Genomic DNA, 22,848 nt, shown 5'->3' with positions numbered 1-22,848 from the left:
GCCGGCGCGGCGCTAGGCCAGCCGCCCGGACACCAGCCGCAGCTGGCGTCCGCAGCGCGCCGCCAGCGCCTCGTCGTGCGTCACCAGCACGAAGGCCGTGCCGCGGTCGCGTGCCAGCTGGAGCATCAGGTCGAACACCGCATCGGCCGTCCCCCGGTCGAGGTTGCCGGTGGGCTCGTCGGCCAGCACGCAATCGGGGTGCGTGACGAGGGCGCGCGCGATCGCGACCCGCTGGCGCTCGCCGCCGGACAGCTCCGCCGGGCGGTGGTCCAGCCGGTGTCCCAGCCCGACCGCCTGCAGCGCCTCCGTGGCACGCTGCGCGCACACCTCGGCCGACTCGCGCCGGATGCGCAGCGGCATGCCCACGTTGTCCAGGGCGCTGAACTCCGGCAGCAGGTGGTGGAACTGGTAGACGAAGCCCAGGTGACGGTTGCGCAGCGCGCCCTGCGCGGTCGGGCCGAGCGATCCGAGCAGTTGCCCGGCCAGGCGCACCTCGCCCTGGCTCGGCGCGTCCAGGCCGCCCAGCAGGTGCAGCAGGGTGCTCTTGCCCGAGCCGGAGGCGCCGACGATCGCCAGCGTCTCTCCGCCGTGCACCTCGAGATCGACCCCGCGCAGCACCTCCACGTCGAGGCCGCCTTCGCTGAAGCGCTTGGCCAGGCCGCGGGCGTGCAGCACCGGCCCGTGGACGGCGTCATTCATAGCGCAGGGCCTCGGCCGGATTGACGCGGCTGGCCCGCCAGCTCGGGTACAGCGTGGCCACGAACGCCAGCACCAGCGAGATCACCGCGATCGGCACGATGTCCGCGCTCTGCGGGTCGCTGGGCATCCGGCTGATGAGGTAGATGTCGCGCGGCAGGAAGCTGGCCTGGAACAGCCGTTCCAGCGCCGGCACGATGACGTCGATGTTGAACGCCACTGCGAGCCCGAGCAGCAGGCCGGCCAAGGTGCCGATCACGCCGACGGCCGCCCCCTGCACCACGAAGATCCCCATGATGCTGCGCGGGCTGGCGCCCAGCGTGCGCAGGATCGCGATGTCGGCGCGCTTGTCGGTCACGGTCATCACGAGCGTGCTCACCAGGTTGAACGCGGCCACCGCCACGATCAGCGTGAGGATGATGAACATCATGCGCTTCTCGACCTGCACGGCGGCGAACCAGGTGCGGTTCTGGCGGGTCCAGTCGCGCACCACCACCGGCCCGGTGAGGCTGCCGGCGAGCTCGCCCGCGACCTCGCGTGCCTGGTTCAGGTCCTTCAGCTTGAGCCGCACCCCGGTCGGTCCCTCGAGCCGGAAGATGCGGGCGGCATCGTCCTGGTGCAGCAGCGCCAGCCCGCTGTCGTATTCGTAGTGGCCCGAGTCGAACGTGCCGGCCACCGTCATCTGCTTCAGGCGCGGCACGATGCCCGCAGGCGTGACCTGCCCGCTCGGCGCGATCAGCGTCACCGGATCGCCGACGCGCACGCCCAGGCTGCGCGCCAGCTCGGACCCCAGCACGATGCCGAACTGCCCCGGCACGAGTCGCCCGAGCACGTCGGCCTGCAGGCCCTTGCCGAGGTCGGTGACCTCCGGCTCGCGGGCCGGGTCGATGCCCCGCACGATCGCACCGCGCATGTCCTCGCCCCGGGCCAGCAGGGCCTGTGCCGTGATGAAGGGGGCGGCCCCGAGCACCTGCGGGTGGGCCCGCGCCTCGCGCAGCGTGCGCTCCAGGTCGGGGAGCACGCTGCCGCCGGGGCCGTAGATCTCCACGTGCGAGACGACCCCCAGCATGCGGTCGCGCACCTCCTTCTGGAATCCGTTCATCACCGACAGCACGATGATCAGGGCCGCCACTCCGAGGGCGATGCCGAGCATGGAGACACCGGAGATGAAGGAGATGAAGCCGTTGCGGCGGGTGGCGCGCCCTGCCCGGGTGTAGCGCCAGCCCAGCGCCAGCTCGTAGGGGAGTGGCATGGAGGGGATTGTCGTTTGGGCGGCATTGTGGCATCCGCGAGAATCCCGGACATGTCGGACGGTGACCACTTGCTGATTCCCTTCGCCGCCTCGGGCGCCGAAGGCTGCCGCAGCGTGCTGGAGCGCCTGTCGCTGCCGCACCTGGAACGCCTGCTGGCCCGCCTGGCGCCCGGCGAAACGGACGCGGGCGACGACCGCTTGCTGTCGATGCCGCACGAGCGGGCCCTGGCCCGCGCCTGCGGCATCCGGGGCAGCGACGGCCAGCTGCCGTGGGCGGCCTGGCAGGTGGCCCAGAGCGACCGCGACCCGGGGCAGGATGCGTGGTCGTGGATCACGCCATGCCACTGGCGGGTCGGCGCCGACCACGTGTTCATGCAGCATCCGCAGGAACTGCACCTGGACGCGCAGGAGTCGCAGGCGCTGCTGGCGGCCATGCAGCCGTACTTCGAGCAGGACGGCATCACGCTGTCGTACGACGCGCCCACCCGCTGGCTGGCCCGCGGGCCCCTGTTCGCGGGGCTTGCAACGGCGTCGCTCGATCGCGTGGTCGGCCGCGTGATCGATCCTTGGATGCCGCGTGGCGACGCGGCACGTCCGCTGCGCCGGCTGCAGCAGGAGATGCAGATGCTGCTCTACACCCATCCAGTGAACGAGGAGCGCACGCGCGGCGGCCTGCTGCCGGTCAATTCCTTCTGGGCCAGCGGCACCGGCGCGCTGGCGGAGGGCGACAGGCCCGCCACGCCGGCCGGCCTGCGGATCACCCACTCGCTGCGCGATGCAGCGCTGCTGCAGGACTGGCGCGCCTGGGGCGCAGCCTGGCAGCAGCTCGATGCACGCGACGCGGCCCGGCTGCAGCAGGCGCTGGAGACCGGACGCCCCGTGGCGCTGACCCTGTGCGGCGAGCGCCAGGCGCGGACCTGGCGCAGCGCCGGGGCCGGCTGGCGCCAGCGGCTTGCCGGCCTGGTCTCGCGCCGGCGGCCCATCGACTGGTTGAACGAACTATGAAGATCATTCCCCGGGACATCCCCCCTCGCGCCGCCTGGGCGCTCGAGCAGGCCGGCATCCACCCGCTGCTGGCCCGCCTGTACGCGGCACGTGGCGTGTCGGGCAAGGAGGAACTGGACGACGGCCTCGCGCGGCTGCTGCCGCCTGCGGGCCTGAAGGGCGCGGCGCAGGCCGCGGTGCTGCTGGCCGACGCGATCGGGCAGGACCGCCGACTGTGCGTCGTCGCCGACTACGACTGCGACGGTGCCACTGCCTGCGCGGTGGCGGTGCGCGGCCTGCGCATGCTTGGCGCCAGGCACGTCGACTACCTCGTGCCCGACCGGGTGGTCGACGGCTACGGGCTCACCGCGCCGATCGCACAGCGCGTCAAGTCGGCCGGGGCGGACGTGCTGATCACCGTCGACAACGGCATCGCCAGCGTCGAAGGCGTGGCGGCCGCCAACGCACTGGGTCTGCAGGTGCTGGTGACCGACCACCACCTCCCCGGCCCGCAGTTGCCGGACGCGGCGGTCATCGTCAATCCCAACCAGCCCGGCTGCGGCTTCGAGAGCAAGTCCATCGCCGGGGTGGGCGTGATGTTCTACGTGCTGCTGGCGTTGCGCGCCGAACTGCGCGCACGTGGCCGGTTCGACCTGCAGTCGCAACCCAAGCTCGACGCGCTGCTGCCCCTGGTGGCGCTGGGCACTGTGGCCGACGTGGTCAAGCTCGACGCGAACAACCGCCGCCTGGTGGCCCAGGGCCTGAAGCGGATCCGGGCCGGCGCCCTGCCCTGCGGCGTCGCCAGCCTGTTCGCGGCGGCCGGCCGCCAGGCCCGGGCGGCCACCACCTTCGACTTCGGCTTCGCGCTCGGCCCCCGCATCAATGCCGCCGGGCGGCTGGCCGACATGCGCCTGGGCATCGAATGCCTGCTCACCGACGACGAGGCGCGGGCTGCCGAGCTCGCCGCGGCGCTCGACGCCATCAACCGGGAGCGCAAGGGCATCGAGGGCGAGATGCGCGACCAGGCCCTGGAACTCGCGGAGACGTTGTTCGAGGAAGGCGAGGAGCCGCCGCCGGCGCTGTGCGTGTTCGATCCCGACTTCCACGAGGGCGTGGTCGGCATCGTGGCCTCGCGGCTGAAGGACCGGTTCCATCGGCCGACCTTCGTCTTCGCCGCCAGCCAGGCGCCGGGCAAGGAGCACGAACTCAAGGGCTCCGGGCGCTCCATCCCCGGCTTCCACTTGCGCGACGCGCTGGACCTGGTGGCCAAGCGCCATCCCGGCGTGCTGCTGCGCTTCGGCGGCCACGCGATGGCCGCCGGCTGCACCATCCCCGAGGACCAGCTCGACACGTTCGAGCAGGCGCTCAGCCAGGTGGCGCAGGAGTGGCTCGACGCGGCCACCCTGATGCGCCGGCTGCACACCGATGGCCCGCTGGCGCCGGAGTACCGGCGCCCCGAGCTGGTGGACACGCTGCACGAGCAGGTGTGGGGACAGGGGTTCGCGCCGCCGGTGTTCAGCGAGGAGCTGGAGGTGCTCTCGCAGCGGCTGGTGGGCGAGCGGCACCTGGCGCTCAAGCTGCGCCACCAGGGCCAGCCGGTCGACGGCATCTGGTTCGGCCGGACCGAACCGCTGCCGCCGCGGGCGCGGCTCGCCTACCGCCTCGATGCCGACGAGTGGCAGGGCGTGCGGCGCGTGCGCTTCCTGATCGAGGGCGTCGAGGGCTAGACCGAGGTGCGGTGCGCGGCGCGCACGCGGGGATCGTCGAAGTAGGCGAACAGGCGCTGGGCCACGACATGCAGCGCCTCGTCGGGAAGTGTCTGCGCGCGCGCTAGCTGCCACATGGCGTATTCGCGGTCGCCCAGCATCATCGCGGAGCTGACGCACCGGCCATGGCCCGCCATCAGGAGCGTGAAGCTGCCGAGCAGTTGCGTCGGGCAGTAACGGTTGGCGGTGGGCAGCTCGAACTCGTCGGATGCATCCAGCGAGGTCGGCTCCTGCGGATCCGTCTCGGCCGCGGCATCCGCGAGGGGGACATGGGTCATGGCTGCTCCCTGTTCGTTCTGTCTGCTGCAGGATAGGTTTTGCAGTGCAACAAGGCGCGTCGGCCGCGACGGTCGGCGGCTGTCGGACGCAAGCTCAACGCCTGGGCGGTGCCCGCCGATGCCGAGGTCGGCCGGCCGCCCGCCGTCATTGCCACGCAAGGCTGACTGGGGTGGCGCCATGGCCGGCCTGCGCCGGGGCGGGCCGCGCCTGCGCGGCCGCGAAGCCGCTCGGTGCACAGCTGCCGATGGTCGAATTCGCCAGGTATTGCAGGCAGTCCCGCGCCGCCAGTTGCTGCACCTGCACGGCCGCGCGGCGGGCCTCGGCGCGGCGGACCTGGTGGCTGCACAGGAGGTAGAACGCCAGCAGCTGGCTGCAGGCGACGGCCGCAAGGACCAGCCAGAACACGCGATCGCGCGGCAGGCCGCTGGCGGGGTCGAGCAATCGGGACAGCATGACGTCGCTCCTTCGAATGCGGCCCATGCTAGGCAGCCGCAGAAACGGCCGGGCGGCGCAGCGCCCGCAAGCTCCTGTAGGACAAAATCGGCGCGGACCGTCGCACCATGAACGCACTGCTCGACCCCGTCACCACTGCCGCGCGGCTGGCGCCCGCGGCGCTCGCCCGCGCCATCGAGGACCTGCTGCGCGATCCCACCGTCGAGGTTCCGCAGCGGCTGGTCCAGGCGCTGCCCGGCGGCGGCACCCTGTTCGTCATGCCCGCCCTGGACGGTCGGGTCGCCATCACCAAGCTGATCACGTACACGCCCGCCAACGCGGGGACCGGCCGGCCGGCCATCCAGGGCGATGTGGTCGTCTTCGACGTGGGCACGGGCGAGCGCCTGCTGGTGCTCGACGGCCCGACGGTCACGGCCCGGCGGACCGCCGCGGTGTCCCTGCTGGCGGCACAGCGTCTCGCGCCCTGCCCCGGCGGGCCGCTGCTGATCGTGGGTGCGGGGACGCAGGGCCGCGCCCACCTCGAAGCGTTTGCAGCCGGCCTGCCGCTGCGCGAGGTGCGGGTGGCCTCGCGCAGCCGAGCCAGCGCGCAGGCGCTGGTGGACCTGGCGCTGTCGCTGGGGTTGCGGGCCAGCGTCGTCGACGATCCCGCGGCCGCCCTGGCCGATTGCCCGCTGGTGGTCACCTGCACGCCGGCCAGCGGGGTCGTGCTGGACGGCGCGCCTCGGCACGATGCCTTCGTCGCCGCCGTCGGCGCCTTCACCCCGAGGATGGTGGAGCTGTCGCCTCGGCTGTGCCGCCACGTGGCGGCGCACGGCGGCATCGTCGTGGACACCCCCGATGCCCGGCACGAGGCGGGCGACCTGCTCCAGGCCGGGCTGGAAGTGGGCGCATTCCCGAGCCTGGCCGATGTGGTGCTCGGCCGCGCGGCGCCCGCCGGCGGACCCGTTCTCTTCAAGAGTTGCGGCTGGGCCGGCTGGGACCTGGCCGCGGCGCGCTGCGCGCTGGGACGCTGAGCAGCGACGCGGCGGCGACGGCCTCCTGGGCCTGCTGCCGGTGTGCCCGTGGTGCCTTCCCCCGCCAGTCCCCGTCCGCCTTCCGGGCGGTGCCACGCGGGTCCGGGTTCACCAGCGTGCCGCACCAGGGCCCGCGTGCGACCATCGGCCCATGCCCACCCGCTCTCCCACCCTGCGCAGGCTGCGCAGGCTGCGCGCCGGGATGTTCTTCGCGGCCCTGTGCCTTCTCCCGTCCGCCTGGGCCGACGAGGTGCGCGTGCTGGCGGCCGGCGCGGCGAAGATGGCGATCGAGCGTCTCGCACCGGCCTTCGAACGGGAGACGGGCCACCAGTTGCGGGCGACGTTCGACACGGTCGGCGCGCAACGCGATCGCGTGCTTGCAGCGCCCACCGGCACGGCGGCCGATGTCGTGGTGCTGAGCGCCGCGGCGCTGGCCGACCTTCGCCGCGGCGAGCGGCTTGCCCCGGGCCCGACGGTCGACATCGGCTTGGTGGCCGTGGCGCTGGCCGTCCCGGCCAGCGCGGCGGCGCCGGACATCTCGACACCGCAGGCCCTGGACGAGGCACTGCGCACCACGCCCTCGATCGCCTACGCCGACCCGGCGCGCGGCGCCACCGCGGGCACGCACTTCGCGCGCGTGCTCGACCAGCTGGCGCTGCGCGGGGCGCTGCAGGGGCGGCTCACCGTGCTGCCCTTCGGTGTCGATGTGATCCGCGCGGTGTCGGAAGGGAAGTTCGCCATGGGCGTCAGCCAGTCGAGCGAGATCCTGCAGCACGAGGGCATCCGCCTGGTGGGACCGCTGCCGCCTCCGTATGCCCTGACCACCCGCTATGCCGCGGCCGCGGCCAGCGATCGCGCGGCCGCGCGCGAGCTGCTGCGCTACTTCGCGGGTCCGGCCGCGCAGCAGGCCTTCCGGGCCACCGGCTTCCTGCCGGAGTGAGGCGCCAGGGCTCCGCTCAGGCCTTGGGCAGGGTCACGCCGCGCTGTCCCTGGTACTTGCCGCCACGGTCCTTGTAGCTGGTCTCGCAGACCTCGTCGCTCTCGAAGAACAGCACCTGCGCGCAGCCTTCGCCGGCGTAGATCTTGGCGGGCAGCGGCGTGGTGTTCGAGAACTCCAGCGTCACGTAGCCTTCCCATTCGGGCTCGAACGGCGTGACGTTGACGATGATGCCGCAGCGCGCGTACGTGCTCTTGCCCAGGCAGATGGTCAGCACGTTGCGCGGGATGCGGAAGTACTCCAGCGTGCGAGCGAGGGCGAAGCTGTTGGGCGGGATGATGCAGACGTCGTCGTGGAAGTCGACGAAGCTCTTCTCGTCGAAGTTCTTGGGGTCCACCACCGTGCTGTGGATGTTGGTGAACACCTTGAACTCGGGGGCGCAGCGGATGTCGTAGCCGTAGCTGGAGGTGCCGTAGCTGATCACGCGCTGGCCATTGACCTGCCGGATCTGGCCCGGCTCGAACGGCTCGATCAGCCCGTGCTGCTCGGCCATGCGGCGGATCCACTTGTCGCTCTTGATCGTCATGTCGCTCGCTCCTGGGGCGCGATTGTAGGTGGGGCCGCCTCGCGCGCGAGGTGCACGCGCTCGACCACCCGGTCGTCGCCGAGCACGATCAGCGAGAACAGCAGTTCGTCGAGGTCGCGCGCGTGCGTGGCCTTGCGCGAGAGCAGCGGCGTGGCGTGCGGATCGAGCACCAGGAAGTCGGCTTCGCAGCCCGGCCGCAGGTTGCCCACCACGCCTTCCAGTCCCAGCGCCTGCGCGGCGCCGGCCGTGTGCTGCCACCACAGGTCCTGCGGGGACAGGCTCACGCCCGGCTTGGTCTGCCCTTCGCGGCCGACGTAGTACGCGGCGAGCATCGTGTGGAACGGGCTGAAGCTGGTGCCGCCACCGACGTCGCTGGCCAGCCCGTGGCGGAACCCGATGCGCCGCGCGCCCTCGTAGTCGAAGAAGCCGCTGCCCAGGAACAGGTTGCTGGTGGGGCTGACGGCGGCGGAGGCCCCCGTGCTGCGCATCAGCCGGCGGTCGTCGTCGTCGAAGTGGATGCAGTGCGCGTAGATCGAGCGCTCGCGCATCAGGCCGTAGCCGTCGTACACGGCCAGGTAGCTGCGCGCATCCGGGAACAGCTCGCGCGCCCACCTGATCTCGTCCTTGTTCTCCGCCACGTGCGACTGGATCCAGACGTCGGGGTACCGTGCCGCCAGTTCGCCCGCTCCATGCAGCTGCGCCTGGCTGCAGCTGGGTGCGAAGCGCGGCGTGATCGCATACCCGAGCCGGCCGTTGCCGTGCCAGCGGCGGATCAACGCCTCGCTGTCGGCCAGCGACTGCTCGGTCTGGTCGCGCACGCCGTCGGGCGAGTGCCGGTCCTGCAGCACCTTGCCGGCAATCAACCGCATGCCGCGCGCCTGCGCCTGCGCCATCAGCGCGTCCACCGACGCCGGGTGCGAGGTGGCGAAGGTCAGTGGCGTGGTCACGCCGTGCCGCAGCAGCTCGTCGAGGAAGACGGTCGCGACCGCGCCCGCGTACTCCGGATCGGCGAAGCGGGCTTCATGCGGGAACGTGTAGTTCTCCAGCCAGGGCAGCAGGCCCTCGGCGGGCGAGCCGATCACGTCGGTCTGCGGGAAGTGCACGTGCAGATCGATGAAGCCGGGCGCGAGGATGCGACCCGGCAGGTGTTCGACCGGCACGCCGGGATAGTTGGGCGCGAGCGCCTGCCACGAACCCGCGGCCCGCACCACCGGCACGCCACCCGGTGCGGGCCCGACGAGGAGCAGGCCATCCTCGTCGTACAGGGCGGAGCCGTCGTCGGCGAATCGAAGCAGTGCGGCGCGGTAGGCTTTCATCGGAGTTCCAGGGGACTCGGTCCTGTCATTGTCCCGGTTTGCCCTGGACGCCCGCGACCAGGAAGTTCATCGACAGGATCTGCTCGTCCGTCAGCGCCGATCCGGCCGGAACGACAGTGCGCCCCTGGTTGTCCGCGATCGGGCCTGCGAAGGGCCGCAGGCGGCCGGCGCCGATGTCCCGCTGCCGCGCGAGCACCTCCTCCTGCACCGCCCTGGGCACCTTCGGCCCGAAATGTTCGACGCGGACCATGCCTTCGCGCACCCCGCCCCAGAGACTGCCGCTGGTCCACGTGCCCGCGAGGACCTCCCTGGCGCGCCGGGTGTAGTAGTCGCCCCAATGGTGCGTCACGGCCAGCAGCTGGGCGTCGGGGGCGGTGAAGCGCATGTCCGAGTGGTAGGCCACCGCCAGGCGATGGCGCTCCTGCGCCGCGGTCATGACGGCCGCCGAGCCGGTGTGGAAGGCCAGCACGTCGGCCTGCTGGTTCATGAGCGTCATGGCGGCCTCGCGCTCGCGCGGCGGATCGAACCAGGCGTTGAGCCAGACCACGCGCACCTGCGCCTGCGGATCGACCGAGCGCATGCCCAGCGTGAACGCGTTGAGCCCCTGCAGCACTTCGGGAATGGGGAATCCGGCCACGTAGCCGGCCACGTGCGTCCTGGTCATCCGGCCCGCGGCGATGCCAGCGAGGTAGCGCCCCTCGTAGTAGCGGGCGTTCGCGACGGAGACGTTGGGTGCCGTCCTGTAGCCGGTGATCGACTCGAACTTCACCTCGGGGAAGTCGCGCGCGACCTTCAGTGTCGGCTCCATGTAGCCGAAGCTGGGCGTGAAGATCAGGCGGTGTCCCTGCCGGACCAGGTCGCGCAGCACCCGCTCGGCGTCCGGCCCCTCGGGCACGTTCTCCACATAGCGGGTGTCGACCTGCCCGTCCAGCGCGGCCTGCAGGGCCTGCCGGCCCGCCTCGTGCTGGCGCACCCAGCCCGCCTCGGTGAGCGGCGTGACGTACAGGAAACCGACCTTCAGCGGCGTGGGCGTCTGGGCGGCGGCGGGGACGAGCAGGCAGGCGGCCGCGAGTGCGGCGGCGAGGTTTTTGACCATGGTGTTCCTCGGACATGGGCCCCGCGAGCGGGGCGGGACGCGGCCGTGCCGGCCGCAAAAAAACCGCTGCAGATGGCAGCGGCCCGCCGATCTTACCGGCTCAGAGCGGCGCGAACCGGTGCCGGGCGATCTCGAGCAGGCCGTCGAAGATGAGGCTGTCGACCAGTTCGAACCCGACGGACATGTGGGGCGCCATCTTCCAGCCGGCGCCGCCGGTCATGAAGCATGCCGGGTCGGCCGCGCAATGGCTGCGCACGTGCTGGACCATGCGCTCGATCGCCCCGGCGATGGCGTAGGTGCCGCCGCTGGTGAGCGCGTCGCTGGTGTTGGTGGGGAACGCCCGCACATCGCCGGTGGGCACGTGCAGACCGGCCGTGCCCGACTCGAGTGCGCGCAGCATGATGCCGTGACCGGGCAGGATGAAGCCGCCCAGGAAGCGCCCGCTGGTGTCGACCGCCTCGACGGTGACGGCCGTGCCCACCATCACCACGACCATCGGCCGGGCCGCACCCCGCGCCAGCATGCGATGCCGCGCGCCGATCATCGCCACCCAGCGGTCGGCGCCCAGGCGCGCCGGATGGTCGTACCCGTTCATGAGCCCGGCCTCGGCCGAGCTGGCGTGCACCCATTGCGCCGGCACATCCCACAGCTCGTCCATCTGGGTCTCGGCGCGGCGGCGCACCGCGTCCGCCGCGACCGAGCAGCCGATCATGCGCTGCGGGGTGGGCAATCCGGTCCACGGCCCCTCGGCGAGCGTGTCGATCTGCTCCAGGAATTCGGCACCCTGCGCCAGCAGGGTGGCGCCCGGGTGCGCGTCTTCGTACAACGCCCACTTCAGGCGCGTGTTGCCGATGTCGATGGCCAGGAAGGTCACGCCGGCGCCGCCAGACCGGCCGCGCCGAGTTGTTCGTCGAGTTGCGCCAGGGCCTGCGCGCAGGCGTTCTCCTGCAGCTTGAGCTCGGCGCCCTCGACCAGGAGCTCGTGCAGCCGCTGCAGGACCTGGCCGTGCACCTGCGCGGCCTCGTCGACGGCCGCCCGGCCCGCCTTGCCGGCCGGCGCCAGCGCAGCGAGGCCGCCCACGCGTCCACGCCAGCCCTGGACCTGGCCCGAGAGCGCGCCGACGGCTGCCTTCATGATCCCGGCGCGGCGGGCCGCTGCAGCGCGCAGCTCCTCGTGCGCCTGGCGCGCTGCCGAAGCGACCGCCCGCAGCAGCTTCAGGCGTTCGAGCAGCAGGTCGCAACGCGCGCCGTCCTGAGCGAGCTGGCGCTGCACATCGGGGTCGCCGGTGATGTCGCCCCCGCGCGCGCGCAACTGCGCGCGCATGTCCTGCAACCAGCGCGTGCCCTGGTCCATGATCTTGTCGAGCGCCCGGTACTCGACCTCGAACTCCAGCAGCATCCGCTCCGAGGAGGCGCCCAGCGCCTGCTGCCGCTTGTGGACGGACCCGAGCGTGGTGACCAGGCCCTGCGCCACCCGGTCGGCCTCCTCGAAGCGGGCCGCGAACGCCTCGCCCGCGGTGTGTCGGCGGCCTGTCAGTCCGGCCCACCAGCCGCCCGCCTTCAGCGGCGCGAAATCCAGCATCTCGAGTTCCTCGGCCAGGCGATGCATCGCCGGCAATGCCGACGCCTCCTTGGCGGTGCGGATCGAAGAGGCCAGGTCGGACCGCAGCTGGGAGAGGCGCCGCAGGTGCTGGTGACCGACGTCGGTCGCCATCCGGTCCAGGAAGGCCGTGGCATCGACGGGGGCGCGCGCAGCGCCCTGCACCTGGGCGAGCTTGGCCGGTGTCATGAGGGATGCGGTGCGATCGTCGGTGGAGCTCATGACAAGGGACGCATGGCCGAGGTGCGCCAATATACCGCCGCACCGATCCGCGACCAAGCGGCGTTCAGATCGCGCCCAGCCAGCAGGCGCGCTGGATGGCGCCGAGCTTGTTGTCCACCTTGAGCTTGGACATGGCATTGGACAGGTGGTAGTTCACCGTCCGGTCGGAACACTGCAGCCGCTCGGCACTTTCGCGCGCCGTCAGGCCCTCGAATGCGAGCGCCAGGCACTCGCGCTCGCGCGGGCTCAGCCGCGAACACTGGCCGCCGATCGAGCGCTTCACCGTCGGCCACACGTTCAGCGTCGACCACACCAGGGCCGCGGCGTCCGCCCGGTCGTTCAGCTCGCGGCGGCTGAACAGGAAGCACTCGAAGGCACGGCCACCCGGGAGCGGCAGGCCCACCCGCACCAGGCTGCGAAAGCCCTGCCCGCGCCACAGGGCGCGCCAGTCACCCGACTCCGCATCCGGCCGCGACAACGATTGCCAGGCGACCAGCGAGGCGTCGGAATCGCGCCAGGTCACGCCGAATTCGCGGCTCTGGGCCAAGCCCCGCGCGGCCGCGCCGAGTGCCGGCGGATGGACCGCCAGGACCTGCCGGTCCTCCCTGCCGCCGAACGGATCGGGCCCCAGCACCACGACCGCCTCGACCGGAAACTCCTGCAGCGCACCCAGCCATTCGCTCAGCACCGTGTCCAGGTCGACACTGTCAAAGTTAACAGGGGTCACCGGGGGCAAGCGTGTGGACATCGAATGGGCTGAGACAATAGCAGCAACGAGACGGCCCCGCGCCAGGCCTCGCACGTCACCCCCATGAACCCGCGTCCCGACCGAACCCCGTACCGCCTGCTTGCGCGTCCTGGCGCGCGCGTCGCCCGCGTTCCCCGCCGCGCATGAGTTTCCCGCTGTTTCACCGACCCGGCACGATCGTCTTCCTCGACGACGACCCGGACTATCTCGAGATGCTGGCCCTGGTCCTGCCGCGCCAGTGGCACGTGCGGCTGTTCGTCCATCCGCAGGACTGCATCGCCAAGCTGCGGGCCGAGCCGCCCTTCTGGGAGGCGGACGCGTGGAACCAGCAGGACATGATCGACCAGTGGCGCAACGGCCGTCCGCTGGTGCCGCAGATCCTGGACTACTGGGCGCGCGCCACGGAACGCTACGCCCTCACCCGTGTCGGCGTGGTCGATTTCTCGATGCCGGGCATGGACGGCCTGCAGGTCCTGTCGGAGCTGTCCGAGTGGTCTGGCGCCCGCGTCCTGCTCACCGGGCAGGCTGACGAGCAGGTCGCGGTCAACGCGTTCAACCGCGGGCTCATCGAGCAGTTCATCGCCAAGCAGATGCCCGACATGTCGCGTCACCTGGTGCAGGTGATGCAGCGCCTGCTGGCCACCCCGCATCCGCGACACGCGCAGACCTGGCGCGCCACGCTCACGCCGGACCACCACGCGGTGCTGCGCGAACCCACCGTGGCCCAGGAACTGGCGGAGTTCGCGTCGCGCCGCTGGATCGAGCACGTGGTGGTCGGCGAGCCGTTCGGCGTGCTGGGCCTGGACGCCGCCGGTTTCGCCAGCTGGCTGCAGCTGGAAGCGCCGAAGGACCTGCCCGGGCTGGCGGAGGTCGCGGCGATCGCGGGCGTCAAGGGCCCGCTGGTGGAAGACATCGCGCTGGGTCGCAAACTCGCGAACGTGGAGCTCGCCGCCGTGCTGCAACGGCCGGTGCTGGTCAGCGACGCGATCGCGTTCGGCAGCCAGCAGGAACTGCTGGGTGCCATGTTCGACCTGCCGCACGCCGCCGTTGGCGACGGCTGCTACAGCCGCTGGCTGGGCCGGCAATCCCGCCGCCGCGTCGACGCCTGATCCCGCGGCGGCGCGCGGTCATCGCAGCCTCTCGCCCGCGCCTGCTCCGTGCCAGCTCGCTTCAGGCGAGCTTGCCGTGGCACTGCTTGTATTTCTTGCCGCTGCCGCACGGGCAGGGATCATTGCGGCCCACGCGCGGCGCTGCCACGGCAGCTGCGGCACCGGCGGCGGCATGGACTGCCGTGCTCTCGTCGAGCCGGGACTCGGCCTCGCCGGTCTCGTTCGGGGCGGTGTAGGTCACGTTGGCGATGCGCTCGGCCCGTTCCTCCATGTCCTCGGCAGCCTGGTCGAGCTGCTCGCCCGACTGCACGCGCACCGTCATGAGGACCTTGGTGACCTCGTTCTTGACCGAATCCAGCAGCTGGCCGAACAGCTCGAATGCCTCGCGCTTGTATTCCTGCTTCGGCTGCTTCTGCGCGTAGCCGCGCAGGTGGATGCCCTGGCGCAGGTAGTCGAGCGCGGCCAGGTGTTCGCGCCAGTGTGAATCGATGCTTTGCAGCAGCACCACGCGCTCGAACTGGGTGAAGTTCTGCGGTCCGATCTCGGCCACCTTCCGGTCGAACGCCTCGTTGGCTGCGGCGAGCACCTTCTCGAGCACATCCTCGTCGGTGACGGCGGACGATTCCTGGACCATCCTGGCCAGCCCGAGCTCAATGCCCCATTCCTCGGCCAGCACCTTGTCCAGCCCCGCGATGTCCCATTGCTCCTCGACCGACTCGGGCGGCACGTACTGGTGCACGAGGTCGGTGAAGCAGCCCTCGCGCAGGGCGGCAATCTGGGCGGCCAGGTCCGGCGCGTCCATGATGTCGTTGCGCTGCTGGTAGATCACCTTGCGCTGGTCGTTCGACACGTCGTCGTACTCGAGCAGCTGCTTGCGGATGTCGAAGTTGCGCGCTTCCACCTTGCGCTGCGCGCTCTCGATGCTGCGCGTGACGATGCCGGCCTCGATCGCCTCGCCATCGGGCATCTTCAGGCGGTCCATGATGGCGCGCACGCGGTCGCCCGCGAAGATACGCATCAGCGGATCGTCCAGGCTGAGGTAGAAGCGCGAGGAGCCCGGGTCGCCCTGGCGGCCCGAGCGGCCGCGCAGCTGGTTGTCGATGCGGCGCGATTCGTGGCGCTCGGTCGCGATGATGCGCAGGCCGCCCAGCTGCACCACCTGTTCGTGGTCCTTCTGCCATTGGGCGCGCAGTTCGGCGATGCGCGCCTCCTTCGCGGACGCATCCAGCGACGCGTCGGCCTCCACCGCCTCGATCGCCTTCTCGACGTTGCCGCCCAGCACGATGTCGGTGCCGCGGCCCGCCATGTTGGTGGCGATCGTGATCATCTTGGGGCGACCCGCCTGCGCGACGATGTCGGCCTCGCGGGCATGCTGCTTGGCGTTCAGGACCTGGTGCGGCAGGCCCGCCTTGGTGAGCAGCTGGTCGATGATCTCCGAGTTCTCGATCGAAGTCGTTCCCACCAGCACGGGTTGCCCGCGCTCGTGGCACTCGCGGATGTCCTGGATCGCGGCCTCGTACTTCTCGCGCGTGGTCTTGTAGACCCGGTCGAGCTGGTCCTCGCGGCGACTCTGGCGGTTCGGCGGGATCACCACCGTCTCCAGGCCGTAGATCTCCTGGAACTCGTAGGCCTCGGTGTCCGCCGTGCCGGTCATGCCGGACAGCTTGGTGTAGAGGCGAAAGTAGTTCTGGAACGTGATCGAGGCCAGTGTCTGGTTCTCCGGCTGGATCGGCACGCCTTCCTTGGCTTCCACGGCCTGGTGCAGGCCGTCGCTCCAGCGGCGGCCGGCCATCAGGCGGCCGGTGAACTCGTCGACGATCACCACTTCGGGCTGGCCGTCCTCGCCGCGCTGCACCACGTAGTGCTGGTCGCGGTGGTACAGGTGCTTGGCCCGCAGCGCCGCGTACAGGTGGTGCATCAGCGTGATGTTGGCCGGATCGTAGAGCGACGCGCCCTCGGACAGCAGCCCCAGGCTGCTGAGGATGCGCTCGGCGTTCTCATGCCCCTGCTCGGTCAGGAAGACCTGGTGCGTCTTCTCGTCGACGGTGAAGTCGCCGGGCTTGGTGACGCCCTCGCCGGTGCGCGGGTCGGCCTCGCCTTCCTGGCGCGTGAGCAGCGGCACCACCTGGTTCATCGCCACGTAGAGCTCGGTGTGGTCCTCGGCCTGGCCGCTGATGATCAGCGGCGTACGCGCCTCGTCGATCAGGATGGAGTCCACCTCGTCGACGATGGCGTAGTTCAGCCCGCGCTGCACGCGGTCGCCGGGCTCGTACACCATGTTGTCGCGCAGGTAGTCGAAGCCGAACTCGTTGTTGGTGCCGTACGTGATGTCGGCGGCGTAGGCCGCCTGCTTCTCGGGGCGTGCCATCTGCGGCAGGTTGACGCCGACGGTCAGGCCGAGGAAGTTGTACAGCTTGCCCATCCACTGCGCATCGCGGTTGGCCAGGTAGTCGTTGACCGTGACCACGTGGACGCCCTTGCCAGACAGCGCGTTCAGGTAGACGGCCAGCGTCGCCGTGAGCGTCTTGCCCTCGCCCGTGCGCATCTCGGCGATCTTGCCGTTGTGCAGCGCCATGCCGCCCAGCAGCTGCACGTCGAAGTGCCGCATCTTCATGACGCGCTTGGAGCCCTCGCGCACCAGTGCGAAGGCCTCGGGCAGCAGGGCGTCGAGCGTCTCGCCGCCCGCGACCCGGTCGCGCAGTTCCTGGGTCTTGCCGCGCAGCTGTTCGTCACTCAGCTTCTCGTACTGCGGCTCCAGCGCGCCGATCTGTTCCGCCACGCGGCGGTACTGCTTGAGCAGGCGGTCGTTGCGGGAACCGAAAATCTGGGTGAGGAAGTTCTTGGCCATGAACGCGATGCTGCCCTGCCGCCCGAGCGGGCCCGCAGGGCAGCGCAATCCTTATGCTGCAGCAGATGGGGCTGCCGCCGACCCGTGCAAGCACCGGTCCGCGGCAAAGCTGGCGATTTTACCGTCCGGCGTGTTCCCCGAGCACCCGTGCGGCCGCGCTGGCCACGGGGTCACGGTCCTTGAGGTTCAACCCGGCGTTCAGGAACTTCTGGGGATCCTGCGGAATGCCGCCGACGAGCACCTCGAAATGCAGGTGCGGGCCGGTGGAGCGGCCGGTGGTGCCGACGTCGGCGATTTTCTGGCCGCGCTTGATGATGTCGCCGCGGCGGACCCACACGCGCGAGGCGTGGGCGTAGCGGGTGATGAGGCCGTTGCCGTGGTCGACTTCGACCATGTTGCCGTAGGCGGGGTGCAGCTCCTGGGTGACCACCACGCCGCCGGACGCCGCCACGATCGGCGTGCCCGTCTCGGCCTGGAAGTCCAGTCCGGTGTGCAGCGCCTGGCGGCCGGTGAACGGGTCGATGCGCCACCCGAAGGGCGAGCCGAGGTGGCCATGCCGCACCGGGTGCTGGGTCGGGATCATCAGCTTGCGCACTTTCTGGTCCAGCAGCCGCGACTCGATCACCGTCAGCAGGTCCACGCGCTCACCGGTCACTTCGTCCAGGTCGGCCAGCGTCGCCTGCAGTTCTTCCATCGACAACGGATGCCCCGACACCAGTGCGCCGCCTCGGCCGGGTGCCGTCTTGATCTCGGCCGGGTTCACGCCCGCCAGGCCCGACACGCGCTCGCCCAGCGCTTCCAGCTGCACGAGCTTGGCCTGCATCTCGCCGACCTTGCGCGCCATGGCGTCGAGGTTCTCGCGCAGGAAGCGGTCGCGCTGCGCGGACTCGTCCTTGACCACCAGGCGCCCGAGCGTCCCGATCACAGGCCAGCCCTCGCGCGCTCCCGTCACGATCACCAGGTGGTAGAGCGCCGCTGCCGTCAGCATGAGGGCCAGCGAGGCCGCCGCCAGCACCAGCATCAGCCGCGTACCGCTCAGATGGACGGCGCGGCTTCTTGCGAGCCACGTGTCCGTGATAATGAAATTCACTTCCCTCTCCTCCTTGACGCTGCCATGACGCACAAACTGCACCCGGTCTCCGTGCTCCAGGCCGCCGAGGACTCGCCGACGCTGGCGAGGCTGGCGGAGCTGGCGCGCGACTCCGGGGAGCGGCTCAAGGCAGTCGAATCCCTGATCCCTCCGACGCTGCGCTCCTGCATCAAGCCCGGTCCCATCGATGGTGGGGACTGGTGCCTGCTGGTCGAGGGCAACGCCGCGGCTGCGAAGCTGCGGCAGGTGCTCCCTGCACTGCAGACCAAGCTCAACAGCCTTGGCTGGCAGGTTAGCGGAATCCGCATCAAGGTCCAAGCGCGGACCCGGTGAGGGCGCCGCCGTCCGGCGGCCGACGCGCGCCGGTTGTCGGGCCCGCACGGCGACCATCGGTTCTGCACGGTGCATCGCACGTTGGCCGGGCCGGGGCAGTGGCGATCACGACACTTGATCATCCTGACAGCAAGGCCGGCGTGCAGCTGCAGCGCATTGCAGCAGGCGCGTTCACGCAGCGCGGATGCGCAGCGCGGACAGGCGGGTGGGACGGAGTGGCGTGGCGCCGGGCCGGCCGGGAGGACCGGCGGCGAATGGTGCCGATTGTCGGGATCGAACTGACGACCTACCGCTTACAAGGCGGTTGCTCTACCACTGAGCTAAATCGGCGCGGGTTGATTCTAGGACGCGGCCGCGGGGCGGTCACTTGACCCGCTTGAGGGCGGGACGCGGCCCTGACGGCGGCTTCGGCGGCTCGGTGCCCGAGCCGGCAGGCGCCTCGGGTGTCACCAGCTGGACGATCTTGGCTTCGGTGTCGGCAGGTGCGCCGGCGGCAGGCACGCTGGACAGCGGGGACGGCCGCTGCGGCTCCTCGCCCGGCAGGGCAGCGGCGGCCGGCACCGGGAACGCCATCCCCTGTCCGTTTTCGCGCGCGTAGATCGCGATCACCCGGTTGACGGGAACGATGATCTCGCGCGCGCTGCCGGCAAAGCGGGCCTTGAACTCGATGAACTCGTTGCCCAGCTTGAGCGAGCTCGTCGCATCGAAGCTGATGTTCAGCACGATCTCGCCGTTCTTGACGTATTCGCGCGGCACCTGGACCGTGTCGTCGACCTGCACCGCGACATACGGCGTGAGTCCGTTGTCGGTGCACCAGTCGTACAGCGCCCGGATGAGGTACGGGCGCGTGGACGTGGATTCCAGGGCGTTCATCGTGTCTTCGGGCGCAGCGCTTACTTGCGCATCACCTTCTCGGAGGGCGTCAGGGCTTCAATGTACGCCGGGCGCGAGAAGATGCGCTCGGCGTACTTCAGCAGCGGCGCGGCGTTCTTGGACAACTCGATGCCATAGTAGTCCATGCGCCACAGCAGCGGCGCGATGGCGACGTCGAGCATGGAGAAGTTCTCGCCGAGCATGTACTTGTTCTTCAGGAACACCGGGGCGAGCTGGGTGAGGCGGTCGCGGATGTGCGAACGGGCCTTCTCCAGCGCCTTCTCGTTGCCCTTGGAAGCGCGCGACTCGAGCGTGCTGACGTGCACGAACAGCTCCTTCTCGAAGTTGAGCAGGAACAGGCGCACCCGGGCGCGGTCGACCGGATCGCCAGGCATGAGTTGCGGATGCGGGAAGCGCTCGTCGATGTACTCGTTGATGATGTTCGACTCGTACAGGATGAGGTCGCGCTCGACCAGGATCGGGACCTGGCCGTACGGGTTCATCACGTTGATGTCTTCCGGCTTGTTGTAGAGGTCCACGTCGCGGATCTCGAAGTCCATGCCCTTCTCGAACAGGACGAAGCGGCAGCGGTGGGAGAAGGGGCAGGTCGTGCCCGAATACAGCACCATCATGGTCAATGGCTCCTCAATTCAAACCAAAGTGAAAACACGGTCTGGCTGGCGCCAGACCGTGTCCTTCATCGACAACAGCCCGTGCGCGGCGTCAGCGCACGTCCTTCCAGTATGCGGCGTTCAGGCGCCAGGCGATCACCGTGAAGGCCAGCAGGAACAGCAGCACCCAGACACCGATGCGGACGCGATCGTTCTGGGTCGGCTCGCCCATCCATTGGAGGTAAGCCACCAGTTGCGCGACGGCCTGGTCGTACTGGACCGGGGTCATCGCCCCAGGAGTGACCTGCTTCCAGCCGCGGAACACCTGGACCTCGTGGCCATGGCTGTTCTCCTGCTCGAACACCGGCTCGCGCACGCCTTGCAGCTGCCACAACGCGTGCGGCATGCCGACGTTCGGGAACGCCAGGTTGTTCCAGCCCGTGGCCTTGGTCGGGTCGCGGTAGAACGTGCGCAGGAAGGTGTACAGATAGTCGGCGCCGGTACCACCGTGCCCCGAGCGCGAGCGGGCGATCAGGGTCAGGTCGGGCGGGTTGGCGCCGAACCATTCCTTGGCCTGCTTCGGGTCGATGGCGGCCTTGATCGTGTCGCCCACCCGGTCGGTGGTGAACAGCAGGTTGTCCTTGATCTGCTGCTCGGACAGGCCGATGTCACGCAGGCGGTTGTAGCGCATGAACGCGGCCGAGTGGCAGCCCACGCAGTAGTTGACGAAGATCTTGGCGCCGTTCTGCAGGGCCGGCAGATCGTTGGTCAGGTTGGGCGCGCGGTCCCACGCCACGCCTTCGGAGCCGGCCGCCTGGGCCGGCGTGAACGGGAGCACCGCGGCCAGCGACAGCGCCAGGGAAAGAAGCAGCTTTTTCATTCTTGACGTCCCCGGATCAGTGCGCGGCGAAGGTGATGCGCTCCGGCACGGGCTTGAAGGCACCCAGCCGGCTCCACCACGGCATCAGGAGGAAGAAGCCGAAGTAGAACAGCGTGCCGATCTGCGAGACGCGCTCGCCCAGCGGCGACGGCGGCTGCACGCCCAGGTAGCCCAGGACCAGGAAGTTCACCACGAACAGGCCGTACATCCACTTGTGCCAGTTGGGGCGGTAGCGGATCGAGCGCACCGGGCTGGCATCCAGCCAGGGCAGGAAGAACAGGATGATCACGGCGCCGCCCATCACGACCACGCCCCAGAACTTGGCATCGATGGCCAGCATGAGCGCGATCGCCACCGCGGCGGCCACGGCCACGATGCCCTTGCCGATCACCGAGATGCGCGACTTCATGAAGACGAAGGCGGCGGCCGCGACCACGCACAGGATGAGCGCGTACATCATCTCGCTGGTGATGGCACGCAGCATCGAATAGAACGGCGTGAAGTACCAGACCGGCGCGATGTGCGGCGGCGTCTTCAGCGGGTCGGCCGGGATGAAGTTGTTGAACTCCAGGAAGTAGCCGCCGAACTCGGGCGCGAAGAAGATGATCGCGGAGAAGACCATCAGGAACACCGTCACGCCCATCAGGTCGTGCACCGTGTAGTACGGATGGAACGGGATGCCGTCGACCGGATGGCCATTGGCGTCGCGCGGCGCGTTCGGACCCTTGATCTCGACACCATCGGGGTTGTTCGAGCCGACGTCGTGCAGGGCCAGCAGGTGGGCCACCACCAGGCCGAGCAGCACCAGCGGCACCGCGATCACGTGGAAGCTGAAGAATCGGTTCAGGGTGGCATCGCTCACTACGTAGTCGCCGCGGATCAGCAACGCGAGGTCCGGACCGATGAACGGAATGGCGGAGAACAGGTTCACGATCACCTGCGCCCCCCAGTAGGACATCTGGCCCCAGGGCAGCAGGTAGCCCATGAAGGCCTCGGCCATCAGGGTCAGGAAGATCGCGCAGCCGAACAGCCAGACCAGCTCGCGCGGCTTGCGGTAGCTGCCGTAGATCAGGCTCTTGAACATGTGGAGGTAGACCACCACGAAGAACGCCGAGGCGCCGGTGGAGTGCATGTAGCGCACCAGCCAGCCCCAGGGCACGTCGCGCATGATGTACTCGACGGAGGCGAACGCCAGGTTGGCGTCCGGCTTGTAGTGCATCACCAGGAAGATGCCGGTGACGATCTGGATCACCAGCACCAGCAGGGCCAGCGAGCCGAAGAAGTACCAGAAGTTGAAGTTCTTCGGCGCGTAGTACTCGGTGACGTGGTAGCGCAGCTGCTCGCCGGCCGAGGGGAACCGGTTGTTGAACCAGTTGCCCAGCTTCTGGCCGACGCTGGCGTTCGGGGAGATGTCCTTGAATTCAGCCATGTTCGCCTCGCTCACGCCTTGGTGCTCTTGTCCTCGCCGATCAGCAGGCGCGTGTCGGACAGGTACATGTGGGGCGGGACCTCGAGGTTGTCGGGCGCGGGCTTGTTGCGGAAGACGCGGCCGGCCAGGTCGAAGGTGGAGCCATGGCACGGGCACAGGAAGCCGCCCTGCCAGTCGTCCGGCAGCGACGGCTGCGGGCCGGCCTGGAGGCGGTCGGTGGGCGAGCAGCCCAGGTGCGAGCAGATGCCCACGCCAACGAACACCTCGGGCTTGATCGAGCGGTATTCATTGCGGGCGTATTCGGGGGTGGGGAACGCCTTGCGCTCGGACTTCGGGTCCGCGACCTGGGCGTCGGTCTTCTTCAGCGATGCCAGCATCTCGGGCGTGCGCTTGAGGATCCAGACCGGCTTGCCACGCCACTCGACCGTGACCTTCTCACCCGGCTTGAGCGCCCCGATGTCGACCTCCACCGGCGCCCCGGCGGCCTTGGCCCGCTCGGACGGCTGGAAGCTGCTCACGAAGGGTACGGCGGTGAACGCTGCGCCTGCCGCGCCAGCACAGCCCGACGCGATCAACCACGTCCGCTTGCTGGAGTCCACTGGGGTGTCACTCATGGGGTCCTCGAATGGGGGTCGCTTGTAAGGTCAACCCGCGATTGTAGCGGAGCGTATCCCCTCGATTCCAGTCCGCGATGCGCCGATCGCGGGCATCCGCGATACTCCGCTGCC

At 70.1% G+C, this 22,848-nt stretch carries 23 protein-coding genes and 1 tRNA gene; 6 read left to right on the top strand and 18 right to left on the bottom strand.

The window, feature by feature from the left end:
* Positions 1–12 precede the first annotated feature (12 nt).
* Both lolD and VFE82_RS16910 read right to left on the bottom strand, forming a co-directional pair.
* Positions 13–699 (bottom strand): lipoprotein-releasing ABC transporter ATP-binding protein LolD, encoded by a 687-nt coding sequence (lolD, locus tag VFE82_RS16915; protein ID WP_325001482.1) that lies wholly within the window; start codon positions 697–699, stop codon positions 13–15.
* Entirely contained in the window at positions 692–1,948 is a 1,257-nt protein-coding gene (locus VFE82_RS16910; protein WP_325001481.1) for a lipoprotein-releasing ABC transporter permease subunit, read from the bottom strand. The genes lolD and VFE82_RS16910 overlap by 8 nt, the downstream gene beginning before the upstream one ends.
* Positions 1,949–1,999: 51 nt before the next feature.
* Between VFE82_RS16910 and VFE82_RS16905 the strand changes: the two genes are divergently transcribed.
* Together VFE82_RS16905 and recJ are read left to right on the top strand one after the other, a co-directional pair.
* Complete coding sequence (locus VFE82_RS16905; protein WP_325001480.1) at positions 2,000–2,953, top strand: phosphoglycerate mutase; 954 nt, start codon at positions 2,000–2,002, stop codon at positions 2,951–2,953.
* Positions 2,950–4,659: a single-stranded-DNA-specific exonuclease RecJ gene (gene recJ, locus VFE82_RS16900; RefSeq protein WP_325001479.1), complete on the top strand. Its 1,710-nt coding sequence runs from the start codon at positions 2,950–2,952 to the stop codon at positions 4,657–4,659. Before VFE82_RS16905 ends, recJ begins: the two co-directional genes overlap by 4 nt.
* Here the strand turns inward: recJ and VFE82_RS16895 are convergent.
* Both VFE82_RS16895 and VFE82_RS16890 read right to left on the bottom strand, forming a co-directional pair.
* Positions 4,656–4,976: a hypothetical protein gene (locus VFE82_RS16895; RefSeq protein ID WP_325001478.1), complete on the bottom strand. Its 321-nt coding sequence runs from the start codon at positions 4,974–4,976 to the stop codon at positions 4,656–4,658. The genes recJ and VFE82_RS16895 overlap by 4 nt on opposite strands.
* A gap of 145 nt (positions 4,977–5,121) precedes the next feature.
* Entirely contained in the window at positions 5,122–5,430 is a 309-nt protein-coding gene (locus VFE82_RS16890) for a hypothetical protein (RefSeq protein WP_325001477.1), read from the bottom strand.
* Between the two features lie 107 nt (positions 5,431–5,537).
* Between VFE82_RS16890 and VFE82_RS16885 the strand changes: the two genes are divergently transcribed.
* Entirely contained in the window at positions 5,538–6,443 is a 906-nt protein-coding gene (locus VFE82_RS16885) for a delta(1)-pyrroline-2-carboxylate reductase family protein (RefSeq protein ID WP_325001476.1), read from the top strand.
* Positions 6,444–6,594: 151 nt separating this feature from the next.
* Positions 6,595–7,383, top strand: a complete 789-nt coding sequence (locus tag VFE82_RS16880) for a substrate-binding domain-containing protein (RefSeq protein WP_325001475.1) — start codon at positions 6,595–6,597, stop codon at positions 7,381–7,383.
* Positions 7,384–7,399: 16 nt separating this feature from the next.
* Here VFE82_RS16880 and dcd read toward each other — a convergent pair whose 3' ends face one another.
* From dcd to VFE82_RS16850, 6 genes are all read right to left on the bottom strand, one after another.
* Positions 7,400–7,966, bottom strand: coding sequence for a dCTP deaminase (gene dcd / locus VFE82_RS16875; protein ID WP_325001473.1), 567 nt, complete (start codon positions 7,964–7,966; stop codon positions 7,400–7,402).
* Positions 7,963–9,282, bottom strand: a complete 1,320-nt coding sequence (guaD, locus tag VFE82_RS16870; RefSeq protein ID WP_325001472.1) for a guanine deaminase — start codon at positions 9,280–9,282, stop codon at positions 7,963–7,965. The genes dcd and guaD overlap by 4 nt, the downstream gene beginning before the upstream one ends.
* Before the next feature lie 25 nt (positions 9,283–9,307).
* On the bottom strand, positions 9,308–10,378 hold the full coding sequence (locus tag VFE82_RS16865) for a BMP family ABC transporter substrate-binding protein (protein ID WP_325001471.1): 1,071 nt from the start codon (positions 10,376–10,378) through the stop codon (positions 9,308–9,310).
* Between the two features lie 100 nt (positions 10,379–10,478).
* Positions 10,479–11,252 carry a type III pantothenate kinase gene (locus VFE82_RS16860; RefSeq protein WP_325001470.1) on the bottom strand — a complete coding sequence of 258 codons (774 nt, stop codon included), beginning with the start codon at positions 11,250–11,252 and terminating at the stop codon, positions 10,479–10,481.
* Positions 11,249–12,199, bottom strand: a complete 951-nt coding sequence (locus tag VFE82_RS16855; RefSeq protein ID WP_325001469.1) for a hypothetical protein — start codon at positions 12,197–12,199, stop codon at positions 11,249–11,251. The genes VFE82_RS16860 and VFE82_RS16855 overlap by 4 nt, the downstream gene beginning before the upstream one ends.
* Before the next feature lie 64 nt (positions 12,200–12,263).
* Positions 12,264–12,926: a helix-turn-helix transcriptional regulator gene (locus VFE82_RS16850; protein WP_325001468.1), complete on the bottom strand. Its 663-nt coding sequence runs from the start codon at positions 12,924–12,926 to the stop codon at positions 12,264–12,266.
* 164 nt (positions 12,927–13,090) lie between these two features.
* Here VFE82_RS16850 and VFE82_RS16845 point away from each other — a divergent pair, with 164 nt between their 5' ends.
* On the top strand, positions 13,091–14,056 hold the full coding sequence (locus VFE82_RS16845) for a response regulator (protein WP_325001467.1): 966 nt from the start codon (positions 13,091–13,093) through the stop codon (positions 14,054–14,056).
* Between the two features lie 61 nt (positions 14,057–14,117).
* Here VFE82_RS16845 and secA read toward each other — a convergent pair whose 3' ends face one another.
* Together secA and VFE82_RS16835 are read right to left on the bottom strand one after the other, a co-directional pair.
* Positions 14,118–16,904 (bottom strand): preprotein translocase subunit SecA, encoded by a 2,787-nt coding sequence (gene secA / locus VFE82_RS16840; protein ID WP_325001466.1) that lies wholly within the window; start codon positions 16,902–16,904, stop codon positions 14,118–14,120.
* 118 nt (positions 16,905–17,022) lie between these two features.
* Complete coding sequence (locus VFE82_RS16835; protein WP_325001465.1) at positions 17,023–17,994, bottom strand: M23 family metallopeptidase; 972 nt, start codon at positions 17,992–17,994, stop codon at positions 17,023–17,025.
* Positions 17,995–18,018: 24 nt separating this feature from the next.
* Between VFE82_RS16835 and VFE82_RS16830 the strand changes: the two genes are divergently transcribed.
* Positions 18,019–18,327 (top strand): DciA family protein, encoded by a 309-nt coding sequence (locus tag VFE82_RS16830; protein WP_325001464.1) that lies wholly within the window; start codon positions 18,019–18,021, stop codon positions 18,325–18,327.
* Between the two features lie 255 nt (positions 18,328–18,582).
* On the opposite strand, the gene VFE82_RS16825 is transcribed toward VFE82_RS16830, so the two are convergent.
* From VFE82_RS16825 to petA, 6 genes are all read right to left on the bottom strand, one after another.
* Positions 18,583–18,657: transfer RNA gene (locus tag VFE82_RS16825), tRNA-Thr, on the bottom strand.
* Positions 18,658–18,690: 33 nt separating this feature from the next.
* Positions 18,691–19,200 carry a ClpXP protease specificity-enhancing factor gene (locus VFE82_RS16820; RefSeq protein WP_325001463.1) on the bottom strand — a complete coding sequence of 170 codons (510 nt, stop codon included), beginning with the start codon at positions 19,198–19,200 and terminating at the stop codon, positions 18,691–18,693.
* A gap of 20 nt (positions 19,201–19,220) precedes the next feature.
* Complete coding sequence (locus tag VFE82_RS16815; RefSeq protein ID WP_027100926.1) at positions 19,221–19,832, bottom strand: glutathione S-transferase N-terminal domain-containing protein; 612 nt, start codon at positions 19,830–19,832, stop codon at positions 19,221–19,223.
* A gap of 91 nt (positions 19,833–19,923) precedes the next feature.
* Positions 19,924–20,691, bottom strand: a complete 768-nt coding sequence (locus VFE82_RS16810) for a cytochrome c1 (RefSeq protein ID WP_325001462.1) — start codon at positions 20,689–20,691, stop codon at positions 19,924–19,926.
* 16 nt (positions 20,692–20,707) lie between these two features.
* Positions 20,708–22,120: a cytochrome bc complex cytochrome b subunit gene (locus tag VFE82_RS16805; protein ID WP_325001461.1), complete on the bottom strand. Its 1,413-nt coding sequence runs from the start codon at positions 22,118–22,120 to the stop codon at positions 20,708–20,710.
* A gap of 11 nt (positions 22,121–22,131) precedes the next feature.
* The gene (petA, locus tag VFE82_RS16800) at positions 22,132–22,734 is read right to left on the bottom strand and encodes a ubiquinol-cytochrome c reductase iron-sulfur subunit (RefSeq protein ID WP_325001460.1); all 603 of its coding nucleotides are present in this window, start codon (positions 22,732–22,734) and stop codon (positions 22,132–22,134) included.
* Between the last annotated feature and the right edge of the window lie 114 nt (positions 22,735–22,848).

The organism is Ramlibacter sp. (genome assembly GCF_035655895.1).
Classification (GTDB): domain Bacteria; phylum Pseudomonadota; class Gammaproteobacteria; order Burkholderiales; family Burkholderiaceae_C; genus Ramlibacter.
This window is presented reverse-complemented; position numbering and strand designations above follow the sequence as displayed.